The sequence below is a fragment of the Winogradskyella marincola genome, assembly GCF_029624125.1.
Taxonomy (GTDB): domain Bacteria; phylum Bacteroidota; class Bacteroidia; order Flavobacteriales; family Flavobacteriaceae; genus Winogradskyella; species Winogradskyella marincola.
Window position 1 is genome coordinate 529,380 of sequence record NZ_JARSBN010000001.1, and the last position, 21,080, is coordinate 550,459.

Consider the following 21,080-nt stretch of genomic DNA (forward strand, 5'->3'; position numbering starts at 1 on the left):
TAAATAAGGTGAAAGTGCTAAGGCATAGAATTTGATTATCTTTATCCTTTCATATTTTAACTTATGACAGCAAAGAATACATACTTCATTCTATTTTTTTTAGTCTTATCTATAGATTTATTCTCTCAGGCAGAGGAAGTAAGTCCTCCAGATTTTATAAAAACAATAAGCTTTAAAAGCAACACCACGCAAGGTCAATTACCTGTTTTAAAATTAGGTGAGCCTTTAATCTTAGAATTTGATGCGCTAAATGCTAACGAAGAAGATTTTTATTATGTGATTGAGCATTTTAATTTTGACTGGACACCTTCTGTTCTTGCAAAAGCCGAATACCTACGAGGCTTAGACAACCAAAGAATTTTAGAGTATTACAATTCTTTCAACACCTATCAAGTGTATTCGCATTACAAGCTTCAGGTACCAAACATACAAACCAGAGGACTTTTAAAAAGTGGCAATTACATGATATCTATTTATGATGAATACGACGAGCTTATGTTTAGCCGAAAATTCATGATTTATGAAGACATGATTAACGTAGGCGTTAAAGTAAAACGCTCTAGAGATGTAAGTGTTATAGACGAAAAGCAATCTGTAGATTTAACCATATCTACAAACAGCATCAACTTTAACAACCCTCTTGAAACCATAAAAACGATTATTATTCAGAATAACAACCTCAACACATCAATATCAGATTTAAAACCGCAATACACATTGGGCAACGAGCTTATTTATCGTTATGACACTGAATCTGCTTTTTGGGGCGGAAATGAATTCTTTTGGTTTGAAAACAAAGATGTTAGAACCTCTAATGTTGGTGTTCAATTTATAGATTTGAAGGATATTTACCAAAGCTACCTGTACACAAATGTTCCCAGAACCGGAAAACCATATACCTACAACCCAGACTTAAACGGAAATTTTCAGGTAACAGCATTGGACCGATCAAATGTAGACATTGAAGCCGATTACACAATGGTTCATTTTTCGTTAGCACAAGAAGAACTCATCGGAAAGGATATTCATGTGTATGGAAACTTTAATACCTATGCCATTGAGCCATTAACAAGAATGGAATATATTCCTGAAAAAGACAAATACGAAGTTAGTTTTAGATTAAAACAAGGATTCTATAACTACAAATTTGTTGTGGTTGATAGTGAAACAGGAGACATAGATGAAGGTGCCATTAGTGGAGATTACTGGCAAACCGAAAACAACTACAAAGTATTAGTGTACTATAGAGATCTAGGTGCTAGATACGATAAGCTCATAGGTTACGGAGAAGCGACATCTGTAGATATCTCTAATTAACCTGAGTTGGCACAATACTTTTGTAAGTGTCATAACTCAATTTTGTATCGACCAATTTATCTAAGTGCTCATCAAAAGTAAGACTTTGCTCTATTGGTTTAGCATACACATGAAGACTTAGTGCCTTAGCATTTTGCCCATTTCTTAATCGGTGAAAAGCTTTAACTTCATCAGACTTTGTAACTTCATGTGGTTTTAAAACCTTAGTTGAAATGTACTTTAATTTGCCATCAACCTCCATTTTATAAAAGTCTTCTTCTAGCTCACCTTCCAAAAGATACACCCAACATTCCTCACCGTCATGATTGTGAATTGCCGTTTGCAAAGCTTTATCCCAACAAATTAAGATAAGTTCAAAATTTTCGTCTCTGTAAAAGCAATTTCTCGTGTAAGATTGAGGCATCCAATGCTCTATTTCAGAAAAGTCAATATTTTGAAAATTAAAATTTAATAAAATATTTGTGTAATCTTCTTTAGGAGACTTCGACAATAGCTGAATAAGTGAGTAAATATGTGCCTGAGTATTCAATATTTAGGTAAATATTTCTTTAATACCGAAAAATAGGAATAAATTTATGCTACGCAAAATTTGAAATCAAACTAATGCAAAAAGACTTAAATATATTTATTGAACTTGCCGAACAACTTTTACTTGAAGAACAAAAACAGCCTGTAGCAAAACATATACCCACTTCAAAACTATACAATTCACTAGACCTATCCTTAAATGATGAAGGTCAAGTTGAAGATGCACTAATAGAAAACCTAAAAGGCATCATAAAGAGCACTCCAAAAACAGCGTCTAAATCTTTTTTTAATCAGCTTTTTGGAGGAAGAATCGGAAAAGCAACATTAGGCGATTTATTAGCAGTAATGCTCAACAACAGCATGTACACCTATAAAGTAGCAGGACCACAAGTTGGTATAGAAAAACAGGTTTTAAAGAATATTTGCAAGCTAGCTGGTTATCCTACAAAAAGCGACGGCACTTTTGCACCTGGAGGTTCCATGAGCAATATGATGGCACTTATCATGGCCAGAGATGCAAAAAACAAAGATGTTAGAGCAAAAGGTCTTTCTGAAAAGATGATACTCTACACATCAGCAGAATCGCATTATTCTATCGCAAAAAACGCAGCGTTAACTGGTATTGGAAGAGAACAAGTAAGACTGGTTAACACCAATGAAAAAGGAGAAATGCTTGCCTGCCATCTGGAAGCTTTGGTTAAGGAAGACCTAAACAACAACTACCTGCCGTTTTTTGTAAATGCCACTGCTGGCACCACAGTTCTTGGTGCTTTTGATGATATTGAGGCGATTAGTAAAATCTGTAAAAGCAACAACCTATGGCTTCATGTAGATGGAGCATATTGTGGTAGTGTTATTTTCAGCAACACATACAAACACTTAGTAAAAGGCTTGGAGCATTCAGATTCTTTTAGTGTTAATGCACACAAAATGCTAGGCACACCTCTAAGCTGTTCTATTATTGTTACCAAGCATCCTGAGCAACTGCATCATTCATTTTCTAACGAAGCGGATTATTTGTACCAAACCGATGATGATGATTTTAACCTGGGCAAAACCTCATTACAATGTGGCAGACGCAACGATGCCCTTAAAATTTGGACTTTATGGAAATCTGTTGGCACAAATGGATTAGAGAAAATTGTTGATAAGCAATTTGAAATGGCACAAGTTGCGCGAGACTATATAAAAAACAACAAAGATTATAAACTCTACAGTTTTGATGATTCTATTTCGGTGTGCTTTAACTATAAAGACATTGACCCAAAAGAATTATGCACTGCATTATATGAAGATGCTCAGTTAATGGTTGGCTTTGGGTCTTACAAAAACGAACAGTTTGTTCGAATGGTAACCATAAACAGTGTTTTAGAAAAAGAAGACATTTCAGCATTTTTTAAAACATTAGAAGCTTATGTTGATGAAAAAATGTTAAAAATATCCACGACTTAACTAAAAAAGCATTGCTCAATGAAAATTTATTTTATTTTAGCATACACAACTCTCAGATAATCTATGGTACAACAAGTTACAAGCGGTATTAAAATTTCCGTAGAAACCAACTTCGAAGGCACATTCTACAAAAACTACAAAGTGCATTTTGCTTTTGGTTACAAAGTAACAATTGAAAACCAAAGTAAAGACTCTGTTCAATTACATTCTCGCCATTGGAAAATCCTTGACGCTCTTAATAACGAAGAGATTATAGAAGGTGAAGGTGTTATTGGAAAAAAACCAGTATTAAAACCTGGCGAAAAGCATACTTATAATTCTGGATGCCTACTAACCTCTCCTTTTGGCGCTATGCAAGGCCATTATAACATGGTAAACTTTACTAAAGCCAATAAGTTTAAGGTTTATATTCCTTCTTTTAAACTGAGTGCGCCTTTTGCGCTTAATTAGAATCATAGACTAATATGAAGATCAAAAAAGCCCTTTTCTTAATTTTTGGGCTTGCGATTATTCTATATACAATTACCTACATATCTGGCTATTCACTGATAATAGACCTAAGTTCTAGAAAACACATTCATAAAGTTAAATGTTTAAGCGACTCTATCAGTCCTTTAAAAAAATTCAACTTTGAAAGCGATGATAGTTGGGAAGCACATTTAGTCTTAGATTTTCATGATGTGAATCTATTACCTAAAGACCTTCCTAGAGCTAATTATTTAAAGACTACTGACATATCGGTCTTAAAGAACATGGGTAATACCTGGAATTTTAAATGCTCTTATGGAGATATGGCGACCGTTACAAGTAAACTACTTTTAACAAAAAATGGCACAGTGGTTTTTGAAACAGGTATACATATTACCAATGAAATTCAAGGATTACAAAGTGAAGACTTTGGCTGGATTCAATCAAAAGCAATTCTTCAAGATGTAAAAAAATTTAAACGAAGCTTCATGCCAGTTATCTTTATTTAATTCATAAAACTTAATTACCATATTCTGTAATGAATTCAAAATTATAGAGCTTAGACTCCTGCTCAATATTAAAAAACAAACAATTGGAGTAATGCACAAACTGATAGTCTTTTAAAATATCGAAACTATCATCATTCACTTTGTAAACACCGTCACAGTCGATGTTTCCATAAGGAGAAATTCTTCTAAAACGAAATTCAGAATCATGTCCTAAATCATGAAGCTCAAACCAAGCACCTGCAGCAATACCACTTAACCATTGCGCATGTTCTTCTTTAACTTCATTATGCTTGGGTTTTAGCGTTCCTACCAAACTTGGACTATAACCTTTTAGCCTATCTAAAAACAATCGTCTATTTTCCCTGCTAACTGTAGATTTAAATTCAGATATAACACCTTTTTCATTTACCAAATAGACAAAATCTTTGGTATCTGCAATAACAACGTTGCCAATGGTACTTGGCGTGAACCATTTAGATTTGATAAGTTGCTTTTTAACACCTTCATCTAAAACACCTGCAATTAAAGCATCCGTAACAAATCTAGCACAATTACAAGCCTCTTTTATAAATGCCGCATATCTAATAAAACCTTTAGTTTGCATGGCATCAATATGTGCTCTGGCTAAATCGTAATTAATAGCATCACAAACCGACGCATACAAATGACCATCACCATGCGTCAATTTTGGATTCATTGCTAAAAACTCAAGAATTTCATTTAAGTTTTTAACTGTATTGTCTTCAATTTTTGCTTTTACAGGAAAATGCAATTCAAAGTCCGTCTCTCTTCCTCGTACACGTCCATTGGGTTCTGAGGTAATGTATCTTCCAAAATCGTGATACTCTAAAACACCTGTTTCTTTATGAATTAAAACCATAGCTGCATGACCTGCTCTCACATGATTTTTATTGCCGATTAAAAGGTATTTTAAATACCTAGAATACCATTCGTCTGCATGAGACACAATAGTTTCTGGATAAGCGAGCGTTAAAATAAAGGCATCATTTTTCAACATGCTTCTTTGTAGATAATTTAGACAGCAACTTACAAAAAATTATGCTTTTAAGTTTCACAGAACTATAACGTTTGAAACCTACTTTCTACTTTAAAAATTGTACCTTTGCACTTTCGAAATTTAAACAAAAACAATCATATTATGTCAAAAGGATTCTTTAATGTACCTGTAGCTGTTAATGAGCCTGTAAAGTCTTATGCACCAGGTTCACCAGAGCGCAACGCTGTAGCCGAAACTTACAAAGCTATGTTTAACAGCAAAGTAGAAGTCCCTTTATATATTAATGGAAAAGATATAAAAACTGGAAACACCAGAACCATGTCTCCTCCTCACGATCACCAACACATCGTTGGCGAATACCATGTGGCAGAGCAATCTCATGTTGAGGAAGCTATTGCTACAGCATTAGAGGCTCGTAAGACTTGGTCTCAATTACCTTGGGAACAACGTGCTGGTATTTTTCTTAAAGCTGCAGAATTAATTGCTGGTCCTTACAGAGCAAAAATTAATGCTGCAACTATGATTGCACAGTCTAAAACAATTCACCAGGCAGAGATTGATTCTGCATGTGAGCTTATAGACTTTTTACGTTTCAATGTTCAGTTTATGACTGACATCTACATGGAGCAACCAGAAAGCACAAGCGATGCTTGGAACCGTGTAGAATATCGTCCGCTTGAAGGCTTCACTTATGCTGTAACACCTTTTAACTTTACTGCAATTGCTGGTAACTTACCTGCTTGTATGGCATTAATGGGTAATGTTGTCGTTTGGAAACCAAGTGATAGCCAAGTATATTCTGCTAAAGTTATTATGGATGTCTTTAAAGAAGCTGGTGTACCAGATGGTGTAATTAATGTTGTATTTGGAGATCCTGCAATGATTACAAATACTGTTTTAGCTAGTCCAGATTTTTCTGGTTTACACTTCACAGGTTCTACATTTATATTTAAAGAACTTTGGAAACAAATTGGTGAAAACATTCACAACTACAAAACATATCCAAGAATTGTTGGAGAAACAGGTGGAAAAGATTTCATCGTAGCTCACAAATCTGCTAATGCTAAGCAAGTAGCAACAGCTATTTCTCGTGGTGCTTTTGAATTCCAAGGTCAAAAATGTAGTGCTGCATCTAGAGCATACATTCCAAAAGGTATTTGGGCAGATGTTAAAAACTATGTTTTAGAAGATCTTGCTTCATTCAAAATGGGTTCACCTGAAGATATGAGCAACTTTATCACTGCAGTAATCCACGAAGGTTCATTTGATAAATTAGCTAAATATATAGACCAAGCAAAAGCTGATAGTGATGCTGAAATTATTGCTGGTGGAAATTACGATAAATCTAAAGGTTACTTTATAGAACCAACAGTTATTGTAACTACAAATCCTAAATACTCAACAATGTGTACTGAGCTATTTGGCCCAGTAATTACAATCTATGTATACGAAGATGATGCTTATTCAGAAACTTTAAAACTTGTTGACGAAACAAGCGAATACGCTCTAACTGGTGCTATTCTATCTACTGACAGATACGGGGTTGAAGAAGCTACAAAAGCGTTACAAAACGCTGCAGGAAACTTCTATATTAATGACAAACCTACAGGAGCTGTTGTTGGTCAGCAGCCATTTGGTGGTGCCAGAGCTTCTGGAACAAATGACAAAGCTGGTAGTGCTCAAAACTTATTACGTTGGGTGTCTCCAAGATTAATAAAAGAAACGTTTGTAACTCCAACAGATTACAGATACCCTTTCTTAGGATAAAACACTATAACAACTTGAACTACAAATCCTTAAAAGCATAATGCTTTTAAGGATTTTTTTTGCGCTTTATAGAAAATATAACTGTTACCTTTTTAAAACTATTATCTTTTGAGTCTAAAACCAAAAACTCCCTCACATGAAAAAACTTTACATTGTAATCTTTTCAATTATTCCCTCTTTACTTTTAGCTCAAAATTCTTTTACATCGAGTATCACTCCAGATTTATCAGCTTATGGTGAAGCAACCAATTATCCTGGAGAAGGCGAATATGAAATCTTTTTAGGTTCTGACGGAGAATTAAATAAACCTATCATTTTAGTTGACGGCTTTGACCCTGCTGACTCAAGAAACATTACAGGACTATACAGTTTATTAGATTTTACAAGCAGTTCTGGCACACAAAACCTCGCAGACTTAGTAAGAGCAGAGGGTTTTGATGTAGTTATCTTAAACTTTCCGGTTTACACAAGAGCTGCTGATGGAGCTACTATTGATGGTGGCACTGATTTTATAGAACGAAATGCCATGTTATTAGTAGAACTTTTAGATATCATAAACACATCGAAAGCAGGCGCTACCAATCCTGAGCAAAACGTTATTATTGGCCCTAGTATGGGTGGATTAATATCGCGCTATGCTTTAAATTATATGGAAGCTAACGCAATGGATGCCGATACCAGATTATACATGTCTTTTGATTCACCTCATCATGGCGCAAATGTTCCTATTGGTTTGCAACACCAATTAAACTTTCTTGCTTATAATGGTACACAACCAACAGTTGAAGTACAACCTCTTATAGATTCATTTTTAAAATCTCCTGCTGCAAGACAATTACTGGTAGATCATTTTGAAGCACATCTTCAATCTGGCAGTTTAGTAAATTTTGACCCAACGCTTACCTTACCACAAGCCCATCCTTTTAGAGCACAATTTGAAAGTAATATCAATAGCTTTAATCTTTCTGGCTTTCCTGAAAACACACGAAACGTTGCAATCATTAATGGTAGTGGTATTGGTAATTCTTATTTTGCAATGAGCAATAGTGGCCCTACAGTTACCAACGGCTATTCCGTAATTAATGACAGCTTTAGTGTTCCTGCTGGTAGCTTTACAGCAACTGTTGAAGTAGAAATAAACTTTACACCTGCTGCAAACACCACAGGTACAGTGAGCGATATTGGCATTTCGATTTTTGGTTATGAAGTTGAAGGTTCTGAAGCAAGCAGCCAATCATTTATGTATTCTGATGGTGTAGATTCTGCACCTGGAGGACTTTTTGACTTAGCAGCTTTAACAGGAGATATTGGCTCTGGTGGTGGCACCTCTGGCGATTTTGTAAACGCTTTACAAATAGACAAATTTAGTTTTATCCCTTCGGTAAGTGCACTTGCACTAAACATTACCGATAATGAAATAGATTGGCATCACGACATAAATTTAGCCAACAGAGGTACGACCAACATTACACCTTTTGACAACACTTTTTTACCTGATGACAATGAACCTCATGTACAGTTAACCGAAGACAATGTTAATTTTGCTTTAGCAGAAATCTTAACTCCTCCGCTGAACATTTCAGACAACGATGAAATCACATTTCAACTAGAAAGCAATCCAATAAAAGACCAACTGACACTTCTTACAGATACAGAATCTAATGCTTTAATACAGATTATAGATGTTTCGGGAAAAATCGTTTTTAACACTTCTATTTTATTAAAAAACAGAACTACAATACCTGTAAATCTAGCTTCTGGTTTCTATATATTGAATATCAATTCTGAAAACAACACTAATTTTACAACTAAGTTTATTGCTAATTAACCCTATAATAACTTACAATCAAAAAAAAGCGCTTCAGTTTGAAGCGCTTTTTTTATTTATGTTTTAGAGGCAAGTGAATTACTTTTTTAGTTTCAAAAAAGTCTTCTTCAAAATAATCTGATAACAGATAAGCCTTAACTGTTGTGTATTGTTTTAACTCTTCGGTTAAATCTCCTCCCTTTAAGTACAAAATACCGTTCTTTAATTCATTTCGTTGTTTTTTTGCTGTTTTGCCCTTTACCCATTTTGTAAATTCTGGCATTGCTGTTACAGCTCTACTCACAATAAAATCGTAGGTTTCATCAATAGCCTCTACTCTACTATGAGTTGTTCTTACGTTAGTTAAACCAATAGCTTCGCTAACCGCATTGATAACTTTTAGTTTTTTATTAATGCTATCTACCAAATGAAACTGGCAATTAGGAAACATAATAGCTAAGGGCACACCAGGAAAACCGCCTCCAGTACCTACATCAAGAATTGAAGAACCATCTGCAAAATTCATGACTTTAGCAATACCTAAAGAATGTAAAACATGCCTTAGATACAACTCATCAATATCTTTTCTGGATACTACATTGATCTTTGAGTTCCAATCTTTATAGAGTGTCTCTAGAGCTTCAAACTGTTCTATTTGTTGCTCTGAAAGGTTAGGGAAATATTTAAGAATTAAATCCATCAATTATAATTTGTGCAAAAATAACTATTTTAATGTGCATAAATTAACGTCTTAGCATAAGGCTGCGTTTTATTTATTATTTATCTTTGGCAACTTATAATGATTTTAATCCCTTTTCGTTATAGATAAAAAATAGATTTATGGCTCAACAAACCTTATCATTCTCAAGAGTTGACTCAGCAAAGTTCTTTAGAACTTTAAACAAACGTGTTAACAGCTACTTTAAAGAAAACAACATTAAAAGGACAGGCAACTGGCAACTTTGGTTAAAAACAATTGTTATGTTTGCTATCTTTTTAACTCCATACTTTTTACTAATTACCTTAGATATACCTACTTGGGCACAACTGCTTTTAACTGTAGTTATGGGTATAGGTATGGCTGGAGTTGGCATGAATGTAATGCATGATGGCAACCATGGTGCATTCTCTAACAAAGAATGGGTAAACCGCCTAATGGGAAGTAGCATCTACATCTTAGCAGGAAATGTTTACAACTGGCAAGTACAACACAACGTACTTCATCATACGTACACTAACATCCATGGTCATGATGAAGATTTAGAAGCCGGAAGAATCCTTAGATTTTCTAAGCATGCTGAATGGCACAAACATCATAGATTTCAGCATTACTACTCAATTTTCCTTTATGGATTATTGACTATTAACTGGGCAATTACTACCGATTTTCAGCAAATGAAACGCTACATGAAGCGTAAATTATCTTATGGAAAATTACCAAACCCAATTGTTAACTGGAGTAAATTGGTAATATCTAAATTAGTCTATGTTGCTATGTGGATTGTTTTACCAATTCTTTTAACAGACTTAGCATGGTACGAAGTTTTAATTGGCTTTTTTATTATGCACTATGTAGCAGGTCTTATTCTTAGTGTTGTTTTTCAATTAGCACATGTTATGGACGAAGCAGAAATGCCTATGCCAGAAAAAGATGGCACTATGAAAAACACTTGGGCAATTCACCAGCTTAAAACCACAGTAAACTTTGGTGCTAAGAACTGGTTAGTAAATTGGTATACTGGAGGTCTAAACCACCAAGTAGAGCATCACATTTTCCCTAACATAAGCCATATCCATTATGGAAAAATCGCAAAAATTGTGAAGGATACTGCTAAAGAATTTAATCTACCTTATAAAGAATACGAAACCACAAGAAAAGCTATTGCTGCGCATTTTAGATTTTTAAAAGAAATGGGAATGCAACCAGCAATGCAAGCATAATTCTATTATAACTAGCACATGGACCAACTTTCTGATAGAATTAACAATCTATCGACTTCAGCAACCCTAGCTATGGCTGCAAAAGCCAGAGAACTGAGAGCAGAGGGTAAAGACATTATTGGATTAAGCCTGGGAGAACCAGATTTTAACACGCCAGATTTTGTAAAGGAGGCAGCAATAAAAGCTGTTAACGACAACTACAATAGCTACACACCTGTTGATGGCTATGTAGAACTAAAAGATGCCATTATAACAAAATTTAAACGTGATAATGGACTAGATTACTCAAGATCTCAAATTGTAGTATCTACTGGCGCTAAGCAATCATTATACAACATTGCTTCTGTAATGCTTAATGATGGAGATGAAGTTATTTTACCATGTCCTTATTGGGTAAGTTATGCTGATATTGTAAAGCTTAATGGAGGTGTTCCTGTTGAAGTAAAAACAGACATTTCTAACGACTTTAAAATGACTGCAGAGCAACTTGAAGCTGCTATAACTCCAAAAACCAAAATGCTTTGGTACAGTTCGCCTTGTAACCCAAGTGGTTCTGTATATAGTGAAGAAGAGTTAAGAGCTATTGCAGATGTATTACAAAAATATCCAAACATATACGTAGCTTCTGACGAAATCTATGAGCATATTAATTTCATTGGTGGACACCATAGTATGGCTCAGTTTGAAGATATGTACGACAGAACGATAACCATAAATGGTGTTTCTAAAGCCTTTGCTATGACTGGTTGGAGAATCGGTTATATTGGTGCACCAGACTGGATTGCCAGAGCTTGTAACAAAATGCAAGGTCAGGTAACAAGTGGTGCAAATTGTATTGCTCAGCGTGCTGTCATTTCTGCTTTAGAAGCTGATCCATCACGCATAAAGTATATGATCGATGAGTTTAAAGAACGTCGTAAGTTAATCCTAGGACTGCTTGATGGTATTGATGGTTTTAAAACCAATGAACCTGAAGGCGCTTTTTATGTATTTCCAAACGTATCTGCTTATTTTGGAAAAACCGTAAAAGGAAAGACTATAAATAACGCTACAGATATGTCTTTATTCTTATTAGAAGAAGCTCTTGTAGCTACAGTAACTGGTGAAGCTTTTGGAAACCCTGACTGTATACGTATTTCTTATGCAGCTTCTCAAGAACAAATTATAGAAGCTATTAAAAGAATAAAGGAAGCTCTAAGCTAAACCTTACCAATAACATTTTAAAAAAGCTATAATTCTGAATGATGAATTATAGCTTTTTTTTATGATGCTAATAGCATCCAAACCAAAGGCGTTATTATTATAATGGAGACAATACTAATTTTTAACCATAGTATTTGTTGTTCTCTCTTTAACTTATTTCTTATTTCAAGCAGAATTTCTGGTGTTGCTTCAGGGAAATCAAAATTCCCTTTTCGATTTTTATTATAACCTCCAAGCGTCTTTCTAAAGCGTTTAGACTTATCAAGCATAACACTTTTATTACTCTTAAGAGAGCTTATCATTGATTCTGCTAGAGGCATAATGAGCATTATTTTAATTCTACATAAACCAAATAAGCTAATCCTAAAAACAAGATAATTGTTAAAGCAACAACTTTAAAAGTTCGTCTCTTACGTTCTCTTTGCATTCTTTCTTTTATCTCATTAAGCATTTGTGGTGTAACCTCAGGAAAATCATACTCTGGTTTTTGTTTGCTATATCCAGAACTATGTACTGTTTTCTTGAAATTACCTCTTTTAGAACGCATCTTTTCGTTGTTCTTAAGAGTTGTTATCATTGCTTGTACAGACCCACCAAAACTCATAATTATTGAATTTAAAGTTTTAATATTTAGATAAAAGATAGTTTGTTCGCTTGTAAGAGCGCACGATATAAAAGACATAAATGTCAGTTAGAGTTCAGGAAATAAAGTGAGTATATTTTAGAAAATAGCGATTAAAGCTATAACGAATACAGACAATTTTAATATGGCTGCAACGTGGTCTACTTTACCTAATTGTGAAGACTTAATACGTTGTCTAATTCCAAAAACAGATTTTGTTGTAGACTTACTAAAGTTTTGCTTCACAATAGATTTGTAATTAGAGTTTAACAAACCGTTTGTTGTGTAATGCGATACCACAATGGGTTCTGGTACGGATTCTAATTCTTGATTTAATACTAATTCCATGATTGATAATTTTTAATTGGTTACGATAATAAGACGTAACAGAATTAAAAATGTTACAAACACCTCTAAAATAACAGCTTGGTTTTGAGTGCTTAAATCACAAAAATATCAATGGAATTATAGGCTAGCTAAATTTAAAAAAACTTTAAAAAATTTTAATTTTTATCTGTTTCTCCAGAAAAAAGGTGTCATTATTATGAGCACAGTAAACAATTCTAACCTTCCAATCAGCATTAAAAATGAAGCCCACCATTTTCCTAAAGGTGGTAATGCTGAATAATTATTTACAGGACCATATTCTCCTAATGCAGGCCCTACGTTACCCAAACTAGATGCCGACAAACCTATTGCAGATTCAAAATCCATTTGAAACATAGAAAACACTAATGCACCTATAATAAAAGACAGCATGTATAGAATAAAGAATCCTAAGACATTAAATACAATATCTTTAGAAATAGATTTGGTATTATACCTAACAGGCAAAATAGCATTAGGATGCAATGAACGTTTAAATTCCAAGAATCCGTTTTTGATTAAAATTAGGTGCCTTACTACCTTTATACCTCCCGAAGTACTTCCGGCAGAACCACCCAAAAACATTAATCCGAAGAAAAAGACAGTTAAAAACGGTGTCCATAAAGTATAATCGGCAGACACAAATCCTGTTGTTGTTATTACTGTTAGCACCTGAAATAAAGCATGTCTTATAGCACTTTCTCCCTCTCCCAAAACCATAGGATGAGCAATTGTAGATTGAGACACATCTGCCTTAAAATAAATTAATGAAGCTGCAATAATCGTAAAAATGATGATAAACTTAAAGTATAATTTAAACTCATCATCTTCAATTATTTTTGAAACCTTACCCTTAAAAAGATAATAACTCAACACAAAATTAGTACCAGCTAAAAACATAAAGAAAATAATAATGTATTGAATTAATGGGTTATCATTCCAATACGCTACACTTGCATTTTTGGTTGAAAAACCACCCGTAGACAGCGTACTTAAAGCATGATTAATAGCATCAAAAAACGACATACCTGCTACTTGCAACAAGATTGTTTCCGCAACCGTATAGCCAAAATAAATAAGCCACAAACGCTTTGCTGTATCTGTAATTCTTGGGTGTAATTTATCTCCGCCTGGACCTGGTGCTTCTGCAGCAAAAAGCTGCATACCTCCAACGCCCAGCAATGGAAGAATTGCAATAGCTAATACAATGATTCCCATACCACCAATCCAGTGTGTCATACTTCGCCAAAACAAAACACCTTCTGGCAATATTTCTATATCATTTAGAATACTTGCTCCGGTTGTGGTATAGCCAGACATGGTTTCAAAAAAGGCTTCAGTAAAAGTTGGTATAGATTCTGTAGCCATATAAGGCAAAGTTCCTGTAAGCGACATTACTATCCAACCAAAGGCTACAACAATATAACCTTCGCGCTTGTTCATTTCCTTACTATGATTCTTTGTAGCGTACATAGCCACACCTCCAAGAAGTAAAGTAGATAAACTTGCTAAAAATAAATTAAGAGTTACTCCGTCTTTGTATATAAGACTAATTAGAGTAGCGAGCATCATAAATCCACCATTGAAAAGCAATAGCAGTCCAAAAAAGTGAAAAATGATTTTATAGTTAAGTCGAATTCTAGACATAATGGTTTTTACGAGAAAAAGGCTTCTACCTCAGAAATTGAACGTGGCAAACAGCAAACAACAACTCTGTCTCCAGCTTCAATTTTAAAGCTTCCTAACGGAATCATACCTTCACCATCTCTAATAACACCTCCAAATATAGCAGACCTAGGAAAGTTTAAGTCCTTTATTATTTTATTTGTAATCTTAGAATTCGGTTTTACCACAAACTCTAATAGTTCTGCATTCATATTGGTAAGCTTGGTCATGGCAACAACCTCACCTTTTCGCATGTACCTAAAAATATTATTTGCTGCTAATAACTTTTTATTGATTAGCGTATCTATACCTATAGATTGTGATAGCTGATAGTAGTCCATGTTTTCTACTAAAGCAATTGTTTTTTTAACACCTTTAGATTTTGCCAATAAGCAAGACATGATATTAGTTTCAGAATTACCAGTAACAGAAATAAAAGCATCCATGTCGTTGATATTTTCTTCATCTAAAATCTCTACATTTCTACCATCTCCACAGATTATTAAAGCGTTTGGCAATCTATCTGCTAAGTCTTCTGCCAATGGTTTTTTGCTCTCTACAAGTTTTACATTAAACTTACTTTTGCAAAGATCCCTCGCTGTTTTATAACCGATTTTACTTCCACCAAGAATCATTACATTCTTAATATCTGTTTTTGCTTTACCAGAGAGTTGAAACAATTCGGCATCACCACCTTCAGAAGTCATAAAAACAACCTTATCCCCTTCTTTAAACTGTGTATCTCCTCGAGGTATAATAGTGTACTGTGTTCCGTAACGTTGAATTGCAATAGGAATAAAATGTAATTCTGAATAAAGCTCTGCTGCTTCCTTAACGGTCTTTCCTACAAATTTTGCAGTTCTAGAGAGTCTTAAACCAAGCATAGTTAACGCTCCTCCTTCAAACTCATAAGTATCATTAAAACCATATTGATTTAATAATAACTCTATCTCTGATGCCGCTAACGATTCTGGCGAAATCAACTCATCTATCCCAAACTGAGAAAAACCAATAGCATCCTTCTGCTCAATAAATTCGGTATTAGAAATCCTAGCGATGGTTCGTTGTGCTCCCAATTGCTTAGCCAAGACACATGCTGTAATATTTGTAGTCTCAGAAGATGTTACTGCGATAAATAGTTCTACAGACTCAATACGTGCTTCCCTTAAGATCGCAATTGATGTAGCATCCCCTTTTATGGTTTTTATATCCAGATGCTCACCTGCATAAGTTAAGTTATCCTTTTTGGTATCTATAAGAGTGATCTCTTGCGACTCATAGGATAATAATTTTGCCAAATGAAATCCTACCTCTCCTGCACCTGCGATAATTATTTTCATCTAAAGTTTTATTCAAAATAAACATACAAATATAGTAAGAAGTAATAAGTTAACGCATCACTAAGCTTTAAACTTAATGTTGGTGACAAACTATTAACATTTCAAGAAAATTTTCATTTGGGATTTGTGAATTCTGAATTTTCAAACAAAAAAATTCACGTATTTTTGCAAAAAATTTTTTAATGGCTGAAAAAGTTAAACCCTACAAAGACAGTGATGCTTCTAAAAAAGAGCAGGTCACAGAAATGTTTGACACTATCTCTAATAAATACGATGGTCTTAATCGTGTTATTTCCTTTGGTATCGATGTAAAATGGAGAAATAAAGTTGTAAAAATTGTTAGCAAAAAGCAGCCAGAAAACATTTTGGATATTGCCACTGGTACTGGCGACTTAGCTATTAATCTTGCCGCTACAAATGCTAAAGAAATTATTGGCCTAGACATTAGCAATGGCATGCTAGAGGTTGGCCGAAAAAAAATAGCATCTAAAAAATTAGAGAATATTATCTCCATGGTTATTGGTGATTCTGAAAATCTACCTTTTGAAGACAACACTTTTGATGCTATAACTGTATCGTTTGGTGTTAGAAATTTTGAAAATCTAGAAAAAGGACTCTCAGAAATACTTAGAGTACTAAAGCCTAATGGTATTTTTGTTATTTTAGAAACTTCGGTACCTACCAATCCTATTTATAAATTTGGCTATGGTATATACTCTAAATACATTTTACCAACTATAGGTAAGTTATTTTCAAAAGATAAAATAGCTTATAATTACCTTAGCGAATCGGCTTCAGTTTTTCCTTATGGTGAAGAATTGAACAATATTTTGAGAAAAATTGGGTTTATAAATGTCGAAGATAAACCACAAACTATGGGTGTGGCAACTATATACATAGCATCTAAAGCATAATTATGAAGAAAATCTTAGTTTTCTTAACATTCTTAATAGCATTTCAATCTGCGACTGCGCAATTATTTACTAAAGAGAAGGTGGCTAACAATATTGACAACTTAGATCAAAAGTTTTTGTCTTGGGGTTACTTTTTAGGCTTTAATCAATACGATTTTAAGTTTGATTATGAAGAAAACCTTGATGACATCTTAGTTGACAATACATTTGGATTTCACCTTGGTCTTATTGGTGATATGCGTATCAATAACTACATGAATTTAAGGTTAGAACCTGGAGTGTTTTTTACAACCAGAAATCTTATGTATAACGAAAGTTATTTTGCTGGCACAGAATACAATGATTCTGATTTATTGAGAGAAGTAAAGTCTACTTACATTCATATTCCTTTGCTCTTAAAAGTATCTACTAAACGAATAAACAACTTCAAGCCTTTTATAATTGGTGGTTTTTCTACAGCATTAAACCTTTCTAGCAATCAGGATAATCCTGATGATAATAGTTCTGGTGAATTTAGAATGAAGAAAAACACCTACTTCTACGAGATTGGTTTTGGTATAGATCTGTACCTTTTATATTTTAAATTTACACCTTCAATTCGTGGAGTTTTTGCTATAAACGATGAAATTGTTAGAGATGCAGATCCTAATAGCCCATGGACAGGTAATGTTGCCAAAATGCAAACCAGAGGTATCTTTATCAACTTTACATTTCAATAGTTCGTCTTCTAAATTCGCTTAGCACAATTGCTGCTGCATTAGCAACGTTTAGACTCTCTGTTTCTTTACTTTTCCCAAATTGAGGAATGGTTATTTTTCTATCTATTATAGACGATATTTTTTCTGAAATGCCATTAGCTTCATTACCCAAAACAATAATTCCTTCACTTGGTAATTTAGAATTATAGATATTTTCACCATTCATGTAAGTACCAAAAATTGGGCTTTTAAGGTTTGATAAAAATTCGTCTAGATTGGTATATGTTATATTAACTCTCGTTAAAGATCCCATTGTTGCTTGTACAACTTTAGAGTTATAGCAATCTACTGTATTGAGACTACACACCAAATCTTTTACTCCATACCAATCACAAAGTCTAATGATTGTTCCTAGGTTTCCTGGATCTCTAACGTCGTCTAAAGCCACAATTAATGTATTGTCTTTTACGTCTTCTGATTTCGGAATTTCAAAAATTGCCAGAGCTGTATTAGGATTTTTTAAAGCTGTTATCTTTTTTAATTCGTTTTCAGAAATACCTACAGCATCACCTTTTGAATTGTCAAAAATCTGTTTTGTTGTATATAAACGATGAAGTTTGAAATCTGATTTTAGAAATTCTTCAATTCCTTTTATACCTTCAACAGTAAATAAGCCTAACTGTTGTCTGTATTTTTTTTGATTTAAACTTTTAATTAACTTTATTTCTTGCTTTGTAACCATTAAAATGTCTTTACATTTGCTTAGATTAAATACAAAGTAAACCTTTTTTGGACTAATTTTTGTTTAGAACAATCAATAACAAAAAAAACATATATTAAAAAGCTTGCAAATTCTACCTTCAATAGTATCTAAAATTCCTAAAGGACTACACTCTATTTTGTTGTTGGTTTTTATCATGCTTTTTAATTCTTGCGATGTAGTTAAGCGCGTAAAATCTAATGAGCACCTCATTACCAAAAACACCATTGTTGTAGATGGTAAGGTTAACAAAGAAGAACGCGTTAACAACATTATACTTCAAAAAACTAATACAGGCATGAATAGTTTGTTGGGTTTTCCGTTAAAACTTCATGTTTATAATTTAGCCAGACCAAACATAGATTCTATTTTAGAAGCCAAAGTATTGAGCGATTCTTCTAAAGTAAGCTGGAAAACAAAACTGCTATCTAAGAAACAATTTGACAGAGAAATAGAGGCCAGAAAAAACTTTAATAGCTGGCTAAAACGTACAGGTGAAGCTCCTACGATTTATAACGAAGATAAAGCTGAAAAGACAGCAAACAATTTAAAGAAATACTACTTTAGCAAAGGTTGGTTTGATAACGAAGTGGTATATGAAGTTGACAAAGACAGCAACAAAAGAGCCGAAGTAACATATAAAGTCACCAAAAAAAAGCCATACATACTAGATTCGCTTAGACCAGTAATTAGTAGCCCTCTAATAGACTCTCTTTACCCTAACTTTGTAAAAAGAACACTCCTAAAAAAGGGCGAACAATATGACGAAATAAACTACGAGAATGAGCGCGACCGTATCAACACCTACCTAAGGAACAAAGGTTTCTATTACTTTGGGCAAGACTACATAAGGTTTGAAACCGATACCATTGATACAAATCATAAAATAAATACCGATCTTATAATTTCGAACAGAGTTATAAGATTTGACGACTCTTCTAAAGTAGAACCTTTTAAAATATACAAAGTCAAAGAGGTTAATATTTTTACTGATGAAAACTTTAACAATCAGAATAAAGCAATTTCAGACACTACAGTCTATAAAAATTACAACCTATACAGTAAAGACAAATTAAGATTTAGACCCAAAGCACTAACAGATGCTGTTTTTATTAACAAAGGAGATATATACACAGATTTAGCACGAAGCAGATCGTTACGATACCTCAATGATTTACAGATGTTTAGATACCCAAGTATTGAGTATGTAGAAAACACTGAAGACACCACACTAACAGCAAACATATATCTAGAACCAAGAAAAAAATATGCACTTAGTCTAGATGTAGATGTATCGCAAAGTAATATACAAACCATTGGTTTTTCTGTAACACCAGGTTTAAAAATTAGAAATATTTTTAGAGGAGCAGAAACTCTTGAAATAAGTGGTATTGCTGCCATAGGAGCTTCTAAAGATGGTAGTGACGATGACGACAGTTTTTTTGATATTAATGAGTTTGGTGGCAACGTAAGACTTACAATACCACGACTATTTACACCTTTTAACACAGACAGTATTATCCCTAAATACATGTCGCCAAGTACTGCTATAAACATCTCTACAACCAGCCAACAGAATATTGGACTAGACAAACAAACCTTATCCGGACTTTTAAGCTACAACTGGTCACCATCAAGAACAGTAAATAATACGTTAGAACTTTTTAACGTTCAGTTTGTAAAAAACCTAAACACCAGCAATTACTTTGGCGTCTATACAAACTCTTACAGCAGACTCAACAACATTGCTCAGAACATTGGCTATATACCATCAGACAACAACCTAAGTATTCCTACTGAAGCAGATCAATTTATTAATGATGTTTTAAACGGAAACACAAGTTTAACCTCTTCTGATGATGATTTTTTAACGGTTAATAATATTGAAGAACGAAAAGAGCGTTTAACAGAAAACAACCTTATTTTTTCAACAAGTTTTGATTACCGAAAAAACAGACGTACCAGTATTTTTGACAACGATTTTTCCATCTTTAGATGGCGTGTAGAACTTGCCGGAAATCTACTCTCTAACCTTTCTGAAATTTTTGGATCTTCAAAAAATGAAAATGGAGACTATGAGTTTTTTGGTGTTGCTTTTTCTCAGTATTTCAAAACAGAAATAGATTATATTAAATATTTTGACTTAGGTAGAAATAATGTCTTTGCATTTAGAAGTTATGCAGGTATAGCAATCCCTTATGGCAACTCTAACAGTATTCCTTTTGCTAAAAGTTTCTTTGCTGGTGGACCCAATGACAACAGAGCCTGGACAGCCTATAATCTGGGACCAGGAAGTTCTACTACAACCAACGAGTTTAATGAAGCTAACTTTAAACTTCATTTAAGTGCCGAACAACGCTTCAGTCTATTTGGTGATCTTAAAGGCGCTCTTTTTGTTGATGCTGGTAACATCTGGAATGTGTTAGATAATGTTGTAGACGACAGCGCTACTTTTACAAATCTTAATTCTCTTGAAGACATCGCAGTAGGCTCTGGTTTTGGGCTTCGTTACGATTTTAACTTCTTTGTACTTCGTTTTGATACAGGTTTTAAAACATACAATCCATCACAAAATGAAGGTAGTCGTTGGTTTAGAGAATACAACTTTAGAAATGCCGTGTATAACATTGGTATTAACTACCCTTTTTAAAAAAACACCTTATTTCTTCTACATCGTTTTCGGTGTTTTATCTTCTAAAACACAT

General features: G+C 33.8%; 20 protein-coding genes. 11 read left to right on the forward strand and 9 right to left on the reverse strand.

What is annotated here, in order from left to right; genetic code table 11:
- Nucleotides 1–63 precede the first annotated feature (63 nt).
- Nucleotides 64–1,317 (forward strand): type IX secretion system plug protein, encoded by a 1,254-nt coding sequence (locus P7122_RS02485; protein ID WP_278004191.1) that lies wholly within the window; start codon nt 64–66, stop codon nt 1,315–1,317.
- On the opposite strand, the gene P7122_RS02490 is transcribed toward P7122_RS02485, so the two are convergent.
- Nucleotides 1,310–1,807, reverse strand: coding sequence for a cysteine dioxygenase (locus tag P7122_RS02490; protein ID WP_278004192.1), 498 nt, complete (start codon nt 1,805–1,807; stop codon nt 1,310–1,312). The genes P7122_RS02485 and P7122_RS02490 overlap by 8 nt on opposite strands.
- A gap of 113 nt (nt 1,808–1,920) precedes the next feature.
- Between P7122_RS02490 and P7122_RS02495 the strand changes: the two genes are divergently transcribed.
- The 3 genes from P7122_RS02495 (at nt 1,921) to P7122_RS02505 (ending at nt 4,274) form a co-directional block, all read left to right on the forward strand.
- On the forward strand, nt 1,921–3,297 hold the full coding sequence (locus tag P7122_RS02495) for a pyridoxal phosphate-dependent decarboxylase family protein (protein ID WP_278004193.1): 1,377 nt from the start codon (nt 1,921–1,923) through the stop codon (nt 3,295–3,297).
- Nucleotides 3,298–3,360: 63 nt separating this feature from the next.
- Nucleotides 3,361–3,747, forward strand: coding sequence for a Co2+/Mg2+ efflux facilitator ApaG/CorD (gene apaG / locus P7122_RS02500; RefSeq protein WP_278004194.1), 387 nt, complete (start codon nt 3,361–3,363; stop codon nt 3,745–3,747).
- Between the two features lie 14 nt (nt 3,748–3,761).
- Nucleotides 3,762–4,274 carry a hypothetical protein gene (locus P7122_RS02505; RefSeq protein WP_278004195.1) on the forward strand — a complete coding sequence of 171 codons (513 nt, stop codon included), beginning with the start codon at nt 3,762–3,764 and terminating at the stop codon, nt 4,272–4,274.
- A 10-nt stretch (nt 4,275–4,284) separates the two neighbouring features.
- On the opposite strand, the gene P7122_RS02510 is transcribed toward P7122_RS02505, so the two are convergent.
- Nucleotides 4,285–5,292, reverse strand: coding sequence for a DUF6695 family protein (locus P7122_RS02510; protein WP_278004196.1), 1,008 nt, complete (start codon nt 5,290–5,292; stop codon nt 4,285–4,287).
- A 141-nt stretch (nt 5,293–5,433) separates the two neighbouring features.
- Between P7122_RS02510 and pruA the strand changes: the two genes are divergently transcribed.
- Together pruA and P7122_RS02520 are read left to right on the forward strand one after the other, a co-directional pair.
- Nucleotides 5,434–7,059, forward strand: a complete 1,626-nt coding sequence (gene pruA / locus P7122_RS02515) for an L-glutamate gamma-semialdehyde dehydrogenase (RefSeq protein ID WP_278004197.1) — start codon at nt 5,434–5,436, stop codon at nt 7,057–7,059.
- A gap of 136 nt (nt 7,060–7,195) precedes the next feature.
- Nucleotides 7,196–8,887: a T9SS type A sorting domain-containing protein gene (locus tag P7122_RS02520; protein ID WP_278004198.1), complete on the forward strand. Its 1,692-nt coding sequence runs from the start codon at nt 7,196–7,198 to the stop codon at nt 8,885–8,887.
- Between the two features lie 52 nt (nt 8,888–8,939).
- Here P7122_RS02520 and rsmG read toward each other — a convergent pair whose 3' ends face one another.
- Nucleotides 8,940–9,566, reverse strand: coding sequence for a 16S rRNA (guanine(527)-N(7))-methyltransferase RsmG (rsmG, locus tag P7122_RS02525; protein WP_278004199.1), 627 nt, complete (start codon nt 9,564–9,566; stop codon nt 8,940–8,942).
- A 140-nt stretch (nt 9,567–9,706) separates the two neighbouring features.
- On the opposite strand from rsmG, the gene P7122_RS02530 reads away from it, so the two are divergent.
- Both P7122_RS02530 and P7122_RS02535 read left to right on the forward strand, forming a co-directional pair.
- Nucleotides 9,707–10,807, forward strand: coding sequence for a fatty acid desaturase family protein (locus P7122_RS02530; protein WP_278004200.1), 1,101 nt, complete (start codon nt 9,707–9,709; stop codon nt 10,805–10,807).
- 18 nt (nt 10,808–10,825) lie between these two features.
- Nucleotides 10,826–12,010, forward strand: coding sequence for a pyridoxal phosphate-dependent aminotransferase (locus tag P7122_RS02535; RefSeq protein WP_278004201.1), 1,185 nt, complete (start codon nt 10,826–10,828; stop codon nt 12,008–12,010).
- Nucleotides 12,011–12,069: 59 nt separating this feature from the next.
- On the opposite strand, the gene P7122_RS02540 is transcribed toward P7122_RS02535, so the two are convergent.
- The 5 genes from P7122_RS02540 to trkA all read right to left on the reverse strand — a co-directional run bounded on the left by P7122_RS02540 (nt 12,070) and on the right by trkA (nt 16,003).
- Nucleotides 12,070–12,330, reverse strand: a complete 261-nt coding sequence (locus tag P7122_RS02540; RefSeq protein WP_278004202.1) for a hypothetical protein — start codon at nt 12,328–12,330, stop codon at nt 12,070–12,072.
- Nucleotides 12,331–12,338: 8 nt separating this feature from the next.
- A complete protein-coding gene (locus P7122_RS02545; RefSeq protein WP_278004203.1) occupies nt 12,339–12,614 on the reverse strand; it encodes a hypothetical protein in 276 nt (91 codons plus the stop codon).
- Between the two features lie 117 nt (nt 12,615–12,731).
- The gene (locus P7122_RS02550) at nt 12,732–12,980 is read right to left on the reverse strand and encodes a hypothetical protein (RefSeq protein WP_278004204.1); all 249 of its coding nucleotides are present in this window, start codon (nt 12,978–12,980) and stop codon (nt 12,732–12,734) included.
- A gap of 162 nt (nt 12,981–13,142) precedes the next feature.
- Nucleotides 13,143–14,645: a TrkH family potassium uptake protein gene (locus tag P7122_RS02555; protein ID WP_278004205.1), complete on the reverse strand. Its 1,503-nt coding sequence runs from the start codon at nt 14,643–14,645 to the stop codon at nt 13,143–13,145.
- Between the two features lie 8 nt (nt 14,646–14,653).
- Complete coding sequence (trkA, locus tag P7122_RS02560; RefSeq protein WP_278004206.1) at nt 14,654–16,003, reverse strand: Trk system potassium transporter TrkA; 1,350 nt, start codon at nt 16,001–16,003, stop codon at nt 14,654–14,656.
- A 182-nt stretch (nt 16,004–16,185) separates the two neighbouring features.
- Between trkA and ubiE the strand changes: the two genes are divergently transcribed.
- Together ubiE and porT are read left to right on the forward strand one after the other, a co-directional pair.
- On the forward strand, nt 16,186–16,917 hold the full coding sequence (gene ubiE / locus P7122_RS02565) for a bifunctional demethylmenaquinone methyltransferase/2-methoxy-6-polyprenyl-1,4-benzoquinol methylase UbiE (protein ID WP_278004207.1): 732 nt from the start codon (nt 16,186–16,188) through the stop codon (nt 16,915–16,917).
- Nucleotides 16,918–16,919: 2 nt separating this feature from the next.
- Nucleotides 16,920–17,636 (forward strand): type IX secretion/gliding motility protein PorT/SprT, encoded by a 717-nt coding sequence (porT, locus tag P7122_RS02570; protein WP_278004208.1) that lies wholly within the window; start codon nt 16,920–16,922, stop codon nt 17,634–17,636.
- On the opposite strand, the gene P7122_RS02575 is transcribed toward porT, so the two are convergent.
- A complete protein-coding gene (locus P7122_RS02575) occupies nt 17,623–18,357 on the reverse strand; it encodes a TrmH family RNA methyltransferase (protein WP_278004209.1) in 735 nt (244 codons plus the stop codon). The genes porT and P7122_RS02575 overlap by 14 nt on opposite strands.
- A 103-nt stretch (nt 18,358–18,460) precedes the next feature.
- Here P7122_RS02575 and tamL point away from each other — a divergent pair, with 103 nt between their 5' ends.
- A complete protein-coding gene (gene tamL / locus P7122_RS02580) occupies nt 18,461–21,025 on the forward strand; it encodes a translocation and assembly module lipoprotein TamL (protein ID WP_347402805.1) in 2,565 nt (854 codons plus the stop codon).
- Nucleotides 21,026–21,080 lie beyond the last annotated feature (55 nt).